The sequence below is a fragment of the Pseudomonas sp. KH_040 genome, assembly GCF_057839305.1.
Map to the genome: position 1 here is coordinate 1,166,497 of NZ_CM174487.1, position 14,341 is coordinate 1,180,837.

Sequence of the window (14,341 nt, forward strand, 5' to 3'; positions counted from 1 at the left end):
ACTTAATTGGGCAACGGAGACGCGGGGAAGGTCGTTCCGGTTGCGTTTTCCAGCACCATTTACCCTCTCTTCGGAATGTGATCCCAATTGGTGTGGACACTTTGTGGACGTGCTTCAACTCCTGCGCCTCAAAAGTTTTTCCAACTCTTTCCCTACGAGAAATTCTCCTGTCTAGATGCAACCCAAATTCGAATTTGACGGTGAGTTCATTTTACCTGCGACCTCAAATACCAATTCGAAGGGCTGTAAATGCTCCATGCTGTACTAGCGACCTCATTCAATTTTTGTCGTCGCCGGACGCGGTGAAGGGCGCGTTGTATCAGTACATCCCGTTAGGCATTAAAACTCCAAAAAATGGGGCACGTGGAGTGGCAGCAGGTTGAGCTACGCAGGACGGCTTTTTTCAGGCGCAAGAGTCTTCACCACATCATTGACAACAGCCTTCCCCATCGCTGCCAAACAATGCGCAGCCAAGTATGCCGGTCGGTACCTTTCTCAAACGCAGCATCCTCAGCAAATTTCCGCTCGCCGTTCGTCAATACTCCTGGCAGCAGTAATAAGGCGATTCAGATTATTCCTGTGGGTGACATTGCTACGAAAAATGACTTCGAGCGCATCGAGAACATCACGCGCAATGACGTGATCGCGGCGTGGCGAATAACCCGGCGTTTGCGGGAGTGATGCCAGAAAATACCGCCGGGTTTGGAGGTATAGAGAAGATTTATCGAGTTTATATGAGTTTAGATACCTTCCAGTCCTCTTTTTGTTCAATCCAGTCAACACAGTTAATTCCGTAATCGCTCCTCCTGTCAACGATTGTAACTGTGCTGGCCTTTATGGTGATGTCCTCCGGTGGGCCGTTATCCCAGACTTCACGTAAGGTAAGGTCGTCAGTGGCTTCATCGAATTTCAAAAATCGATATTTTTTATCGGTTTTTACTCCGGGGAATTCCGGGTGGATAAACGGGTGGTTTGTGCACTTGTCTTCTCGTTGTTGAAGATCTCGCAAACGGTTAAGCACTTTAATGTCCATTTCTCGTTTCCTTATTGAATATGGTTTTAATTAATTGAGCACTTTTTACTGATGTGCTGATCTTTATTGTTGGTGCGAAAGCTTTTTAGTTCAACTGTCAGATATGACAGGTGTTTAGAACTAATCGTAATTATCTGTAGCTCAATTAGGGATAAATTGAGTGGCGGCTACGCGCAAGTTTGCGGACCGGTAAGATCTCGTAACCTTGCGCAACCAAGGTTCAGGAATTTGTGGGTCTTTGCGCGTAACACTGGGTGTCTTTAAACTGATACGAAAAAAGGCGTGTAACTAGCATGAGTTCTATGACTTTATCTGTAAGGCAGCGCGCTGGCGCGATGTCAGGATGACCAGATCACTTTGGCGCTCTTATCAATCTGACTGATTGGTTCCCATCAGGCAGATCTGTAGGCTGCTAAGCAAATGCGCGCTAAGCTGCTGGCTCACTATCTGAGCGGCGGAGCCGAGCATGTCCGAGTTGATTCTGCACCACTACCCGACCTCCCCATTTGCCGAGAAGGCCCGCCTGCTGTTGGGTTTCAAAGGCTTGTCGTGGCGCTCGGTGCATATTTCGCCGGTGATGCCGAAACCGGATCTGACCGCGCTGACTGGCGGCTACCGCAAGACACCGGTGTTGCAGATTGGCGCTGACATCTATTGCGACACATCGTTAATCGCGCGGCGCCTGGAGCAGGAAAAGGCTTTGCCGGCGTTCTTCCCTGAAGGTCAGGAGTTCACCTCCGCGAGTTTTGCCACTTGGGCTGATTCGGTGGTGTTCCAGCATGCCGTGAGTCTGGTGTTCCAGCCGGAATCGGTTGCCGTGCGTTTCGCCAAGCTGCCACCGGAAGCGATAAAAGCGTTTATCGCCGACCGTGCCGGTCTGTTCAGTGGTGGCAGCGCCACGCGTTTGTCTGCCGAACAAGCCAAGCATCAGTGGCCGACGATCATGGCGCGGCTGGAGCAGCAGTTGCAGCGCGAGCAGGGTGACTTCCTGTTTGGCGAGCCGTCGATTGCCGACTTTGCACTGGCGCATCCCATGTGGTTCCTGAAAGCGACTCACGTCACGGCACCGCTGGTGGATGAGTATCCGGCGGTTGCAGCCTGGTTGGGGCGAGTGCTGGGCTTTGGTCATGGCGCAGCCAGTGCGATGACGTCGGAAGAGGCGCTTGAGGTTGCACGCAAGGCGACACCGGCAGCATTGCCGGATGAGCAGTTCGTTGATCCGAACGGTTTCAAGGCTGGTCAGCAGGTGGCGATTGCTGCGACGGATTACGGGGTTGATCCGGTGGTGGGTGAGTTGCTGTTTGCCGGCAGCGAAGAGTTGATCATTCGGCGCGAAGACGAGCGCGGCGGCGTGGTGCATGTGCACTTCCCGCGTTTTGGATTCCGTATCGAAGCCCGCTAAAAGCAAAAGATCGCAGCCTTCGGCAGCTCCTACACCGATCTCATGTAGGAGCTGCCGCAGGCTGCGATCTTTTGATCCTGCTGTTACTTCAAGGCGGCGAGGATTTCGTCCGGGTCGAATCCGCGAATCAATGTGCCGTTAACGTCAATCAGCGGAATCCCGCGCCCACCCAATGCCTCATACGCCTTGCGCGCCTCGGCATCCTTCTCGATATCGAACTCCTTGAACGCAATCCCCTTGCTGTCGAGAAAGCGTTTGGTCTGCTTGCAGTAGCCGCACCAGTCAGTGGCGTAGAGCACGACATTGGCCTGCGCCCGTGTCTGCTCCGAGACCATTTGTGACGGGTTGAACACCCGCTCGATCTTGCCCCAGTTCTGATAAACCACGACCACCAGCAGAACCAGTGCAACCTTCTTCAGCACATTGCCGAGCATCAGTTACGCCGCTTCAACTGATCGGTGAGCGACGTTGGCAGGCCTTTGATCACCAGGGTGCCAGCCTCTTCGTCGTATTCGATCTTCGAACCCAGCAGGTGCGCTTCAAAGCTGATCGACAGGCCTTCGGCGCGGCCGGTGAAGCGGCGGAATTGATTCAGGGTGCGTTTGTCCGCCGGAATTTCAGGCGACAGGCCGTAGTCCTTGTTGCGGATGTGATCGTAGAAGGCTTTCGGGCGTTCTTCGTCGATCAGCTCGGACAACTCTTCCAGACCCATCGGTTCGCCGAGTTTGGCCTGGCTGCTGGCGTAATCGACCAGGGTCTTGGTCTTCTCGCGAGCGGATTCTTCCGGCAGGTCTTCGCTCTCGACGAAGTCGCTGAAAGCCTTGAGCAGAGTCCGGGTCTCGCCCGGGCCGTCGACGCCTTCCTGGCAGCCGATAAAGTCGCGGAAGTATTCCGAAACCTTTTTGCCGTTCTTGCCCTTGATGAACGAGATGTATTGCTTGGACTGCTTGTTGTTCTGCCATTCAGAGACGTTGATCCGCGCCGCCAGGTGCAACTGACCTAGGTCGAGGTGGCGCGACGGGGTCACGTCCAGTTCATCGGTCACTGCCACGCCTTCGCTGTGGTGCAGCAGGGCGATGGCCAGGTAATCGGTCATGCCTTGCTGATAGTGGGCGAACAGCACGTGTCCGCCGACCGACAGATTCGACTCTTCCATCAGTTTTTGCAGGTGTTCGACCGCGACTTTGCTGAACGCAGTGAAGTCCTTGCCGCCCTCCATGTATTCCTTCAGCCAGCCGCTGAAGGGGAACGCGCCGGACTCCGGATGGAACAGGCCCCAGGCTTTGCCCTGTTTGGCGTTGTAGCTCTCGTTGAGGTCGGCGAGCATGTTTTCGATGGCTGCAGACTCGGCCAGTTCCGTGTCACGGGCGTGCAGAACTGCGGGTGTGCCGTCGGGTTTTTTGTCGATCAGGTGGACGATGCAATGACGGATCGGCATGGGCTTCTCGGCTGTTGGAAGGGAGGAGGGCAGGCTCCCCCGAAAAAGCGCCCAGTGTACCGCAACCACTGGTTTTGGCGCGGGTTGTAGGGCAAAACCGGGGCGCGCTCTGGCGCTTATGCAGTTTTTTACCGATTTAGCGCAATAAAGCTGACCAAATGGGTAGCTAGAGGCGGATATTTCCCCGGCTCTGTGCTAGTTTTGCCCGGTCTTACGCGAAGTCACTGCGTTAAGCGTGCAATCAGCATTTGTCAGGTCGAACCAAACCCTGATTTCGGTATCTATAACCCGACTCGTCGTGGTTATCGCCGAGGGTGCCAGATCCAGAAGATCGGGCTCGATGGCTGACACTGCACTCTGCAATCCATATGAATTTGATAGGGAAGGAACACTACATGGCTCTTACTAAAGACCAACTGATCGCCGACATCGCTGAAGCTATCGACGCGCCGAAAACCACCGCGCGTAACGCTCTGGACCAACTGGGCCAAATCGTTGCCGATCAGCTGGAAAACGGCGGCGAAATCACCTTGCCAGGTATCGGCAAGCTGAAAGTGACCGAGCGTCCTGCCCGCACTGGCCGTAACCCTTCGACTGGCGCTGCCATCGAAATCCCTGCTAAGAAAGTGATCAAGCTGGTTGTGGCCAAAGGCCTGACCGACGCTGTGAACAAGTAAGACGCAGCGATAAAAAAAACCGTGCACCGGAGCGATCCGGGCACGGTTTTTTTGTGTCTGCGATTTGGCGAGGAATGACACCGCCTTGTAGGAGCTGTCGAGTGAAACGAGGCTGCGATCTTTTGATCTTGTTCTTCAGGATCAAGATCAAAAGATCGCAGCGTGCCGCAGCTCCTACAGGGGCATCTGCGCAGCTATCAGCGAACCCAGCGCTCGCGGCGCCAGATCTGCTGCTCGGACTTGGTCTGGAACGTCCAGGCGACGAAACGGCTTTGCTTCTGGCCCTGAGACATCTCCACGACCTGGCTTTCCAGCACGCCGGCCTTTTTCAGCGCGGTTTCAATGGCCGGCAGGTTCGACGCTTTCGACACCAAGGTGCTGAACCACAGCACTTTATGCTGGAAATTCGCGCTCTCGGCGATCAATTGCGTCACGAAGCGCGCTTCACCGCCCTCGCACCACAGCTCGGCCGATTGGCCACCGAAGTTCAGCACCGGTAGTTTGCGTTTCGGGTCGGCCTTGCCCAGTGCACGCCATTTGCGCTCGCTGCCCTTGGTCGCTTCGTCCATCGAGGCGTGGAACGGCGGGTTGCACATGGTCAGGTCGAAGCGCTCGCCCGGCTCCAGCAAGCCGATCAGGATGTGCTTGCGGTTTTCCTGCTGACGCAGCTGGATAACCTTGCTCAGATCGTTGGACTGGACGATGGCTTTGGCTGCGGCCACGGCGGTCGGATCGATCTCCGAGCCGAGGAAGTGCCAGCGGTATTCACTGTTACCGATCAGCGGATAAACGCAGTTGGCGCCCATGCCGATGTCCAGCACGTTGACGATCGCGCCACGCGGGACCTTGCCGTCGTTCATGCTGGCCAGCAAATCCGCAAGGAAGTGCACGTAATCGGCACGGCCTGGAACAGGCGGGCAGAGGTAATCTGCCGGGATGTCCCAATGCTGGATGCCATAGAACGACTTGAGCAGCGCCCGGTTGAACACGCGCACCGCATCGGGGCTGGCGAAGTCGATGCTTTCCTTGCCGTACGGGTTGGTGATCACGAACTTCGCCAGTTCCGGCGTGGTCTTGATCAGTGCCGGGAAGTCGTAACGACCCTGATGGCGATTGCGCGGGTGCAGGCTGGCCTTTTCACGCGGCTCGACGGTCTTGGCCGGGGTCGCGGAGTCAGGCTTCTTGCGCGCAGGTTTGGGTGTGCGGGGGGCGTTCATGGGCGTGGTCGATTCGGGTATGGCTGAAAGTGGCGGGTATTGTCCCACATTGATGAGCCATGCGCCGAACCTGTGACCCATGACCTTGGACTTGGGGATTTTGATTTATGTAGGAGCTGCTGAAGGCTGCGATCTTTTGATCTTGATCCTGAAAAACAAGATCAAAAGATCGCAGCCTTCGGCAGCTCCTACAGGGGAAGGTGGCGGGAACCATAAAAAAGGGAGGCCACCTGGGCCTCCCTTTTTTATTGCGATTTACCAGTTACAGGCTGGCAATCCGCGCATGCTGCTCGGCCAGTTTGCCCAGGGCTTGTTCAGCCTCGGCCAGTTTGGCGCGTTCTTTTTCGATGACTTCGGCCGGGGCCTTGTCGACGAAACCGGCGTTGGACAGTTTGCCGCCAACGCGCTGGACTTCGCCCTGCAGACGCAGGATTTCCTTGTCCAGACGCGCCAGTTCAGCGCCCTTGTCGATCAGGCCGGCCATTGGTACCAGCACTTCCATCTCGCCAACCAGTGCGGTGGCGGACAGCGGCGCTTCTTCGCCGGCTTTCAGAACAGTGATCGATTCCAGTCGCGCCAGTTTCTTCAGCAGCGCTTCGTTCTCGGTCAGACGGCGCTGGTCTTCAGCGCTGACGTTCTTCAGGTAGATTGGCAGCGGTTTGCCCGGGCCGATGTTCATTTCGCCACGGATGTTACGCGTGCCGAGCATCAGTTCCTTGAGCCATTCGATGTCGTCTTCGGCCGCGGGATCGATGCGCTCTTCGTTGGCCACTGGCCACGCTTGCAGCATGATCGTCTTGCCCTGAATACCAGCCAGCGGCGCGATGCGCTGCCAGATTTCTTCAGTGATGAACGGCATGAACGGATGCGCCAGACGCAGCGCCACTTCCAGTACGCGAACCAGCGTGCGGCGGGTGCCGCGCTGACGTTCAACCGGCGCATTCTCGTCCCACAGCACTGGCTTGGACAGTTCCAGGTACCAGTCGCAGTACTGGTTCCAGATGAACTCGTACAGCGCTTGTGCTGCCAGGTCAAAACGGAACTGATCGAGTTGACGGGTCACTTCGGCTTCGGTGCGTTGCAGCTGCGAGATGATCCAGCGATCCGCCAGCGACAGCTCGTAGGCTTCGCCGTTCTGGCCGCAGTCTTCGCCCTTGTCCAGAACGTAACGCGCGGCGTTCCAGATCTTGTTGCAGAAGTTGCGATAGCCTTCGACGCGGCCCATGTCGAACTTGATGTCGCGACCGGTCGAGGCCAGCGAGCAGAAAGTGAAGCGCAGGGCGTCGGTGCCGTAGCTGGCGATGCCGTCGGCGAACTCCTCGCGGGTCTGCTTCTCGATCTTCTTCGCCAGTTTCGGCTGCATCATGCCGGAGGTGCGCTTCTGCACCAGCTCTTCCAGCTCGATACCGTCGATGATGTCCAGCGGATCCAGGACGTTGCCCTTGGACTTGGACATCTTCTGGCCCTGGCCATCGCGCACCAGACCGTGCACATAAACGGTCTTGAACGGAACTTGCGGCGTGCCGTCCTCGTTCTTGATCAGGTGCATGGTCAGCATGATCATCCGGGCAACCCAGAAGAAAATGATGTCGAAGCCCGTCACCAGTACGTCGGTGGAGTGGAATTTCTTCAGGAACTCGGTTTTTTCCGGCCAGCCCAGGGTGGAGAAGGTCCACAGACCCGAACTGAACCAGGTGTCGAGTACGTCGTTGTCCTGTTGCAGCGCCACGTCCGGACCGAGGTTGTGCTTGGCACGTACTTCGGCTTCGTCGCGACCGACGTAGACTTTGCCCGACTCGTCGTACCAGGCCGGAATCCGGTGGCCCCACCACAGCTGACGGCTGATGCACCAGTCCTGAATGTCGCGCATCCACGAGAAGTACATGTTTTCGTACTGCTTCGGCACGAACTGGATGCGGCCGTCTTCAACGGCGGCAATCGCAGGCTCGGCCAAAGGCTTGGTCGACACGTACCACTGGTCGGTCAACCACGGCTCGATGATGGTGCCGGAGCGGTCGCCTTTCGGTACTTTCAGGCCGTGGTCGTTGACGCTGACCAGCAGGCCGGCGGCGTCGAACGCAGCAACGATTTGCTTACGCGCTTCAAAACGCTCAAGACCGGCGTATTCAGCCGGAATCGCGCCGTCGATGCTGTCGTTCAGCGTGCCATCAAGGTTGAACACCTGGGCTGCCGGCAGCACGTTGGCATTCTTGTCGAAGATATTCAGCAGCGGCAGGTTGTGGCGCTTGCCGACTTCGTAGTCGTTGAAGTCGTGGGCCGGGGTGATTTTCACGCAACCGGTGCCGAATTCAGGATCGCAGTAATCGTCGGCGATGATCGGGATGCGGCGGCCAACCAGTGGCAACTCGACAAACTTGCCGATCAGGGCTTGGTAGCGCTCGTCGTTCGGGTTCACCGCAACGGCGGAGTCGCCGAGCATGGTTTCCGGACGGGTGGTCGCGACGATCAGGAAATCGTTGCCATCAGCGGTTTTCGCGCCGTCGGCCAGCGGGTACTTGAGGTTCCACAGGAAACCTTTCTCGTCGTGGTTTTCCACTTCGAGGTCGGAAATCGCCGTGTGCAGTTTGGTGTCCCAGTTGACCAGACGCTTGCCGCGATAGATCAGACCGTCTTCGTGCAGGCGCACGAAGGCTTCTTTAACGGCTTCCGAGAGGCCGTCGTCCATGGTGAAGCGCTCGCGGCTCCAGTCAACGGACGAGCCGAGGCGGCGGATCTGACGGCTGATGTTGCCACCGGACTGATCCTTCCATTCCCAGACTTTCTCGAGGAATTTTTCGCGGCCCAGATCATGGCGATTCTGGCCCTGGGCTTCGAGTTGACGCTCCACCAGCATCTGCGTGGCGATACCGGCGTGGTCGGTACCCGGTTGCCACAGGGTGTTGCGACCCTGCATGCGGCGGAAACGGATCAGGGCGTCCATGATCGCGTTGTTGAAACCGTGCCCCATGTGCAGGCTGCCGGTGACGTTCGGCGGCGGGATCATGATGGTGTAGGAGTCGCCCGCGCCTTGCGGGGCGAAGTAGTTCTCGGACTCCCAGGTGTTGTACCAGGAAGTTTCAATGGCGTGCGGCTGGTAGGTCTTATCCATGCGCGGCGGGACCCTATTGGCATTAATTCAGGAAAAGCCGACGAGTATAGCGGGGCATGGGGCCGAGGGCGAGCGGGGCGGGCCGGATGGAGATCTAAATGTAGGAGCTGCCGAAGGCTGCGATCTTTTGATCTTGTCTTTAAAAAACAAAGGCCAAAAGATCGCAGCCTGCGGCAGCTCCTACACGGGACGGGTTATTCGTACTGACTCAGCAGCCGTTCCATCCGCGCATCGAGCCGGCGTTTGATTTCGGTTTCGATGTGCGGCGCGAAGTCGTCGATCACGTCCTGCATGATCAATTGCGCGGCGGCGCGTAGTTCGCTGTCGAGGTGGAGCAGGGCGTCCGGGCCTTTATTCACAGGTGCCACAGGTTGCGCGGCGGGTGTCGGGGCTGGCGCGGGTGATGGTTCGACAGCAGCCGGCTCGGCGCCGACAGAGTCAAACAACATCGGAATCTGTTCCTGTTCGCCGTCGTCGACCGTGTCGGTCAACAGCGGTGGTTGCAGGTTGTCGTCGCCGAGCAACTGGCGAATCGATTCGAGATCGTCCAGCAGGTGTGTTGGCTTTTGCTGCGGTTTCGGAGTGTCCATTGGAATGCTCAGAGTCGCTGTAAACGGTGATCTTGCAGAGGATAGCCCTGTTCGCGGTAGAAACGGAAACTCTCCCGCGCGGCCGCCCGAATCGTCGGATCTTCGACCACCACTTCCGCCACCCGGGCGAATTTGCTGGCGAAGGCCGGGACTTTCAGATCGAGATTGACCAGTAAATCCTGATGCTGACCGCAGTCGTCACCCAACCCCAGCACAATCAAACCGTCCGGTTCACTGTCAGCCGGGCCGTGAGGCACGAACGTTTCGCCCTTGAATGCCCACAGGCGCGCATCGAGATCGTCACGCTGAGCCGCATCGCTGCAATGCAGATAGATGCGATGGCCCATGCGCCAGGCTTTCTCGGTGAGTTTGCAGGCAAAATCCAGGCGAGCCGACGGGTCGGCGCTGGGCAGGATGTAAAAATCGACTTTGGTCATTGCGGTTCCAGAGCGGCAAGCGGCGTCACCCGAGAGTGACGCCGCCCATCAGCGGGTTCAGGCTTTGGCGCGATCCAGCAGGTACTGGGTCAGCAGAGGTACTGGACGGCCAGTGGCGCCCTTGTCCTTGCCACCGCTGGTCCATGCGGTGCCGGCGATGTCCAGGTGCGCCCAGTTGAGGTTTTTGGTGAAGCGTGAGAGGAAGCACGCGGCGGTGATCGTGCCGGCCTTCGGCCCGCCAATGTTGGCGATGTCGGCAAACGGGCTGTCCAGTTGTTCCTGGTACTCGTCGAACAGCGGCAGTTGCCAGGCGCGGTCGTCAGCGGCTTTACCGGCGCTGAGCAGTTGGCCGATCAGTTCGTCGTTGTTGCCCAGCAGACCCGAGGTGTGCGCACCCAGTGCGACGACGCAAGCGCCGGTCAGGGTGGCAATGTCGATCACCGCTTGTGGCTTGAAGCGCTCGGAGTAGGTCAGCGCATCGCACAGCACCAGACGGCCTTCGGCGTCGGTGTTGAGGATTTCCACGGTCTGGCCGCTCATGGTGGTGACGATGTCGCCTGGACGTGTCGCGTTGCCGCTCGGCATGTTTTCCGCGCAGGCGAGGATGCACACCAGGTTGATCGGCAGTTTCAGCTCAAGCACGGCGCGCAGGGTGCCGAACACGGAGGCAGCGCCGCCCATGTCGTATTTCATTTCGTCCATGCCGGCGCCTGGCTTCAGGCTGATGCCGCCGGTGTCGAAGGTGATGCCTTTACCGACCAGTGCGTACGGCTTCTCGGATTTCTTGCCGCCGTTGTATTGCATGACGATCAGGCGCGGCGGCTGCTCGCTGCCTTGGCCGACGGCGTAGAACGAGCCCATGCCCAGGGATTTGATCTTCTTCTCGTCGAGGACTTCGACTTTCAGATCCTTGAACTCTTTGCCGAGGTTCTTCGCTTGTTCGCCGAGGAAGGTCGGGTGGCAGATGTTCGGCGGCAGGTTGCCCAGATCGCGGGTGAAGGCCATGCCGTTGGCGATCGCAGTGGCGTGGTTCACGGCGCGTTGCACTTCGGCTTGGGCGGCCTTGATGGTCAGCAGGGTGATTTTCTTCAGGGCGCGCGGTTCGGCTTTCTGGCTCTTGAACTGGTCGAAGGTGTATTCGCCGTCCACCAGGGTTTCCGCCAGCAGACGGGTTTTACCGTAGCTGTCGCGATTTTTAACAATAATTTCATCCAGCGCCAGCACGGCGTCGCTGCCGCCCAGGCCCTTCAGGGTGTTGAGGATGCCGGCAACGATTTTGCGGAACGGGCGGTCACCCAGTTCTTCATCCTTGCCCACGCCGACCAGCAGCACGCGCTCGGCTTTCAGATTCGGCAGGCTGTGCAGCAACAGGCTCTGGCCGACCTTGCCGGCCAGATCGCCACGCTTGAGAACGGCGCTGATCGCGCCACCGCTGAGTTCGTCGACCTGTTTGGCGGCGACACCGAGTTTGCGGCCTTCACCGACGGCAACCACCAGGGTGGCGGTTTTCAACGTTTCTGGGCCAACGCTTTTTACAACCAGTTCCATGTCCGGATCCCTGAATGAATGGTCAACACGCAGGCGTTCGACGGTGTCCGCAGTCGCCTGCTTATAGATAGAAGAGGCGCAGGCCAAAGCCTGCGACAAGGGCCGCAGTTTGAACCTCGCTCCCCGCGCCTGACAACCCTAGGGGGCGTTCTCAATTAGTTTTCACACCGCGTTGTCGCCTTAAAGCCAGCCAGGCAAGGCGCAGGCCGCTGGGAATGGTTGTTCCCTTTCCAAGGCCTGCAACGCAGACTGGCCGGCTTTAAGGCACAACCCGAAGGGCCGGGCCTGCTGTTGTGCAGGGCTGCGTTGCTCGAAGCTTATTTGGAATGACCAAACCACGCTTCTCGCGCCTTGCCCTGCACAACAGCAGACCCGGCGCGGTGTGAAAACTAATTGAGAACGCCCCCTAGGTTGTACGATCTGCAAAGGATTACAGACATGGATGAGTGTGCGCAGTGACAGGCGCCTCCAATCACAGGATAATGCCGCATCTTTTTTCGACGGCTCTGCGTTGCGGGCCGGTCGATGTGTTTGCTTGTTTGGCCGCCTTAGCCTGACAACCCTGGAGTGTCTGGTTTGATCGTCTTCCGTTATCTGTCCCGCGAAGTCCTGTTGACCCTCAGCGCCGTGAGTGCCGTGCTGTTGGTCATCATCATGAGCGGTCGCTTCATCAAATACCTCGCTCAGGCCGCTGCCGGTCAGCTCGATCCGGGCTCGCTGTTCCTGATCATGGGCTTTCGTCTGCCGGGGTTTCTGCAACTGATTCTGCCGCTGGGCCTGTTCCTCGGGATCCTGCTGGCCTACGGTCGTCTGTATCTCGAAAGCGAGATGACCGTGCTGTCGGCCACCGGCATGAGCCAGCAGAAGCTGTTTCGCATGACCTTGTTTCCAGCGACCCTGGTTGCGCTGGTGGTGGCATGGCTGAGCCTTGGGCTGGCCCCACAAGGCGCCAACCAGTTCCAGTTGCTGCTGAACAAGCAGGACGCGCTGACCGAATTCGATACCCTCGAGCCGGGACGCTTCCAGGCCCTGCGTGACGGCACCCGGGTGACCTACACCGAAACCCTGAGTGACGATCGCGTCAACCTGGGTAGCGTGTTCATTTCGCAGAAGAACCTCGGCGCCGATCAAAAGGATCGCGGGATTTCCGTGCTGGTGGCTGAAAGCGGTCGCCAGGAAGTGCGCCCCGACGGCAACCGCTATCTGATCCTCGATAACGGCTACCGCTACGACGGCAGTCCGGGTCAGGCCGATTACCGTGCCATTCATTACGAAACCTACGGCGTGCTGTTGCCCAAGCCGGACGTCAGCGAAGAAGTCACCGATCGCGACGCCATGCCGACCTCGTCTCTGCTGGGCAGCGATGACATTCGCTCGAAAACCGAACTGCAATGGCGTTTGTCCCTGCCGCTGCTGGTATTTATCGTGACCTTGATGGCGGTGCCACTGTCGCGAGTCAATCCGCGCCAAGGGCGTTTCCTCAAGCTGCTGCCGGCGATTCTTCTTTATATGGCTTACCTGACCATTCTGATTGCCGCCCGCGGCGCCCTTGAAAAAGGCAAGATCCCGCCGGCCCTTGGCCTATGGTGGGTGCACGCGATCTTCCTGTTCATCGGTCTCGGCCTGCTCTATTGGGAGCCGCTACGCCTGAAGATGGCCAGCCGTCGCTCCGCAGCGCTGGAGGTGGCCCGTGGTTAAACTCGATCGCTACATCGGCAGCAGCGTGTTCATGGCGATCATTGCCGTGCTCGCCATCATTCTCGGCCTGGCGACGCTGTTCGCCTTCATCGATGAGATGGGTGACGTCAGCGAAACCTACACCCTCGTTGATGTCCTGAGCTTCGTACTGCTGACCGCGCCGCGCCGTCTCTACGAAATGCTGCCAATGGCCGCATTGATCGGCTGCCTGATCGGCCTCGGCAGTCTGGCCAGCAGCAGTGAGCTGACGGTCATGCGCGCTGCAGGCGTGTCCATCGGCCGTATTGTCTGGGCTGTAATGAAGCCAATGCTGGTGCTGATGCTGGCCGGTGTGCTGATCGGCGAGTACGTTGCTCCGGCAACCGAAAGCATGGCGCAGGCCAATCGCTCGCTGGCGCAAGGCAGCGGCGACGCGCAGAGCGCCAAGCACGGTATGTGGCACCGTCAGGGTGAAGAATTCATCCACATCAACGCCGTGCAACCGAACGGCCTGTTGTATGGCGTGACCCGCTATCACTTCGACAAGGAGCGCCATCTGCTGAGTTCGAGCTTCGCCAAGAAGGCCGAGTTCGACGGCAATAAGTGGCAACTCACCGACGTTGCCACCACGCTGTTCCATGAACGCAGCACGGAAGTCGTCAATACCCCGAGTGAGCAATGGGACGTGGCGTTGAGCCCGCAATTGCTCAGCACCGTGGTCATGGCGCCGGAATCGCTGTCGATCAGTGGCTTGTGGGGTTACATCCACTACCTGTCCGAGCAAGGCCTGAGCAACGGCCGTTACTGGCTGGCATTTTGGGTCAAGGTGTTGCAGCCGTTGGTCACTGCCGCTCTGGTGTTGATGGCGATCTCCTTCATCTTCGGTCCGTTGCGTTCGGTGACTCTCGGTCAGCGCGTGTTCACCGGTGTTCTGGTGGGCTTCACCTTCCGTATCGTCCAGGATTTGCTCGGCCCGTCGAGCCTGGTGTTCGGTTTCTCGCCGCTGTTCGCGGTACTGGTGCCGGCCGGGGTTTGTGCGCTGGCGGGTGTCTGGCTGCTGCGAAGAGCCGGTTGATGACAGGCGATTGACCTGTGCTTTAAACCTCGAAAACGCCTCGGTCGACAGATCGGGGCGTTTTTGCATGCAATCCGGGTGACAGGCGAACGTGACGCTTGCGCCGTGTATCAGGTACAATTCCCGGCTATTTTTCGG

Annotated in this window: 12 protein-coding genes and 1 pseudogene; 5 read left to right on the plus strand and 8 right to left on the minus strand. The window is 58.4% G+C overall.

Annotated elements, in window-relative coordinates:
- Positions 1 to 516: 516 nt before the first annotated feature.
- A pseudogene (locus AC3IUF_RS05065) lies at positions 517 to 740 on the plus strand (phage portal protein); the annotation flags it as partial.
- Here AC3IUF_RS05065 and AC3IUF_RS05070 read toward each other — a convergent pair.
- Positions 731 to 1,033 carry a hypothetical protein gene (locus AC3IUF_RS05070; RefSeq protein WP_489281720.1) on the minus strand — a complete coding sequence of 101 codons (303 nt, stop codon included), beginning with the start codon at positions 1,031 to 1,033 and terminating at the stop codon, positions 731 to 733. The pseudogene AC3IUF_RS05065 and the gene AC3IUF_RS05070 sit on opposite strands and share 10 nt — an antisense overlap.
- A 466-nt stretch (positions 1,034 to 1,499) precedes the next feature.
- Here AC3IUF_RS05070 and AC3IUF_RS05075 point away from each other — a divergent pair, with 466 nt between their 5' ends.
- Entirely contained in the window at positions 1,500 to 2,435 is a 936-nt protein-coding gene (locus tag AC3IUF_RS05075; protein WP_095112595.1) for a glutathione S-transferase family protein, read from the plus strand.
- A gap of 83 nt (positions 2,436 to 2,518) precedes the next feature.
- Here the strand turns inward: AC3IUF_RS05075 and AC3IUF_RS05080 are convergent, their stop codons facing one another.
- Both AC3IUF_RS05080 and yejK read right to left on the minus strand, forming a co-directional pair.
- Positions 2,519 to 2,869 carry a glutaredoxin family protein gene (locus tag AC3IUF_RS05080; protein WP_095112594.1) on the minus strand — a complete coding sequence of 117 codons (351 nt, stop codon included), beginning with the start codon at positions 2,867 to 2,869 and terminating at the stop codon, positions 2,519 to 2,521.
- Entirely contained in the window at positions 2,869 to 3,873 is a 1,005-nt protein-coding gene (gene yejK, locus AC3IUF_RS05085; RefSeq protein WP_007909053.1) for a nucleoid-associated protein YejK, read from the minus strand. Before yejK ends, AC3IUF_RS05080 begins: the two co-directional genes overlap by 1 nt.
- Before the next feature lie 395 nt (positions 3,874 to 4,268).
- Between yejK and AC3IUF_RS05090 the strand changes: the two genes are divergently transcribed.
- A complete protein-coding gene (locus tag AC3IUF_RS05090) occupies positions 4,269 to 4,550 on the plus strand; it encodes an HU family DNA-binding protein (protein ID WP_003221909.1) in 282 nt (93 codons plus the stop codon).
- A 197-nt stretch (positions 4,551 to 4,747) separates the two neighbouring features.
- On the opposite strand, the gene rlmF is transcribed toward AC3IUF_RS05090, so the two are convergent.
- The 5 genes from rlmF to AC3IUF_RS05115 all read right to left on the minus strand — a co-directional run bounded on the left by rlmF (position 4,748) and on the right by AC3IUF_RS05115 (position 11,451).
- Positions 4,748 to 5,767, minus strand: a complete 1,020-nt coding sequence (gene rlmF, locus AC3IUF_RS05095) for a 23S rRNA (adenine(1618)-N(6))-methyltransferase RlmF (RefSeq protein WP_007909052.1) — start codon at positions 5,765 to 5,767, stop codon at positions 4,748 to 4,750.
- Positions 5,768 to 6,029: 262 nt separating this feature from the next.
- Positions 6,030 to 8,876 (minus strand): valine--tRNA ligase, encoded by a 2,847-nt coding sequence (locus tag AC3IUF_RS05100; protein ID WP_489280551.1) that lies wholly within the window; start codon positions 8,874 to 8,876, stop codon positions 6,030 to 6,032.
- A 194-nt stretch (positions 8,877 to 9,070) separates the two neighbouring features.
- Positions 9,071 to 9,466 carry a hypothetical protein gene (locus AC3IUF_RS05105; protein ID WP_007909050.1) on the minus strand — a complete coding sequence of 132 codons (396 nt, stop codon included), beginning with the start codon at positions 9,464 to 9,466 and terminating at the stop codon, positions 9,071 to 9,073.
- Between the two features lie 8 nt (positions 9,467 to 9,474).
- Positions 9,475 to 9,903, minus strand: a complete 429-nt coding sequence (locus tag AC3IUF_RS05110; RefSeq protein ID WP_007909049.1) for a DNA polymerase III subunit chi — start codon at positions 9,901 to 9,903, stop codon at positions 9,475 to 9,477.
- Between the two features lie 57 nt (positions 9,904 to 9,960).
- Positions 9,961 to 11,451 (minus strand): leucyl aminopeptidase, encoded by a 1,491-nt coding sequence (locus tag AC3IUF_RS05115; RefSeq protein ID WP_007950052.1) that lies wholly within the window; start codon positions 11,449 to 11,451, stop codon positions 9,961 to 9,963.
- A 576-nt stretch (positions 11,452 to 12,027) separates the two neighbouring features.
- Between AC3IUF_RS05115 and lptF the strand changes: the two genes are divergently transcribed.
- Together lptF and lptG are read left to right on the plus strand one after the other, a co-directional pair.
- On the plus strand, positions 12,028 to 13,149 hold the full coding sequence (lptF, locus tag AC3IUF_RS05120; RefSeq protein WP_007909044.1) for an LPS export ABC transporter permease LptF: 1,122 nt from the start codon (positions 12,028 to 12,030) through the stop codon (positions 13,147 to 13,149).
- Positions 13,142 to 14,203, plus strand: a complete 1,062-nt coding sequence (lptG, locus tag AC3IUF_RS05125) for an LPS export ABC transporter permease LptG (protein ID WP_007909032.1) — start codon at positions 13,142 to 13,144, stop codon at positions 14,201 to 14,203. Before lptF ends, lptG begins: the two co-directional genes overlap by 8 nt.
- Positions 14,204 to 14,341: the final 138 nt, after the last annotated feature.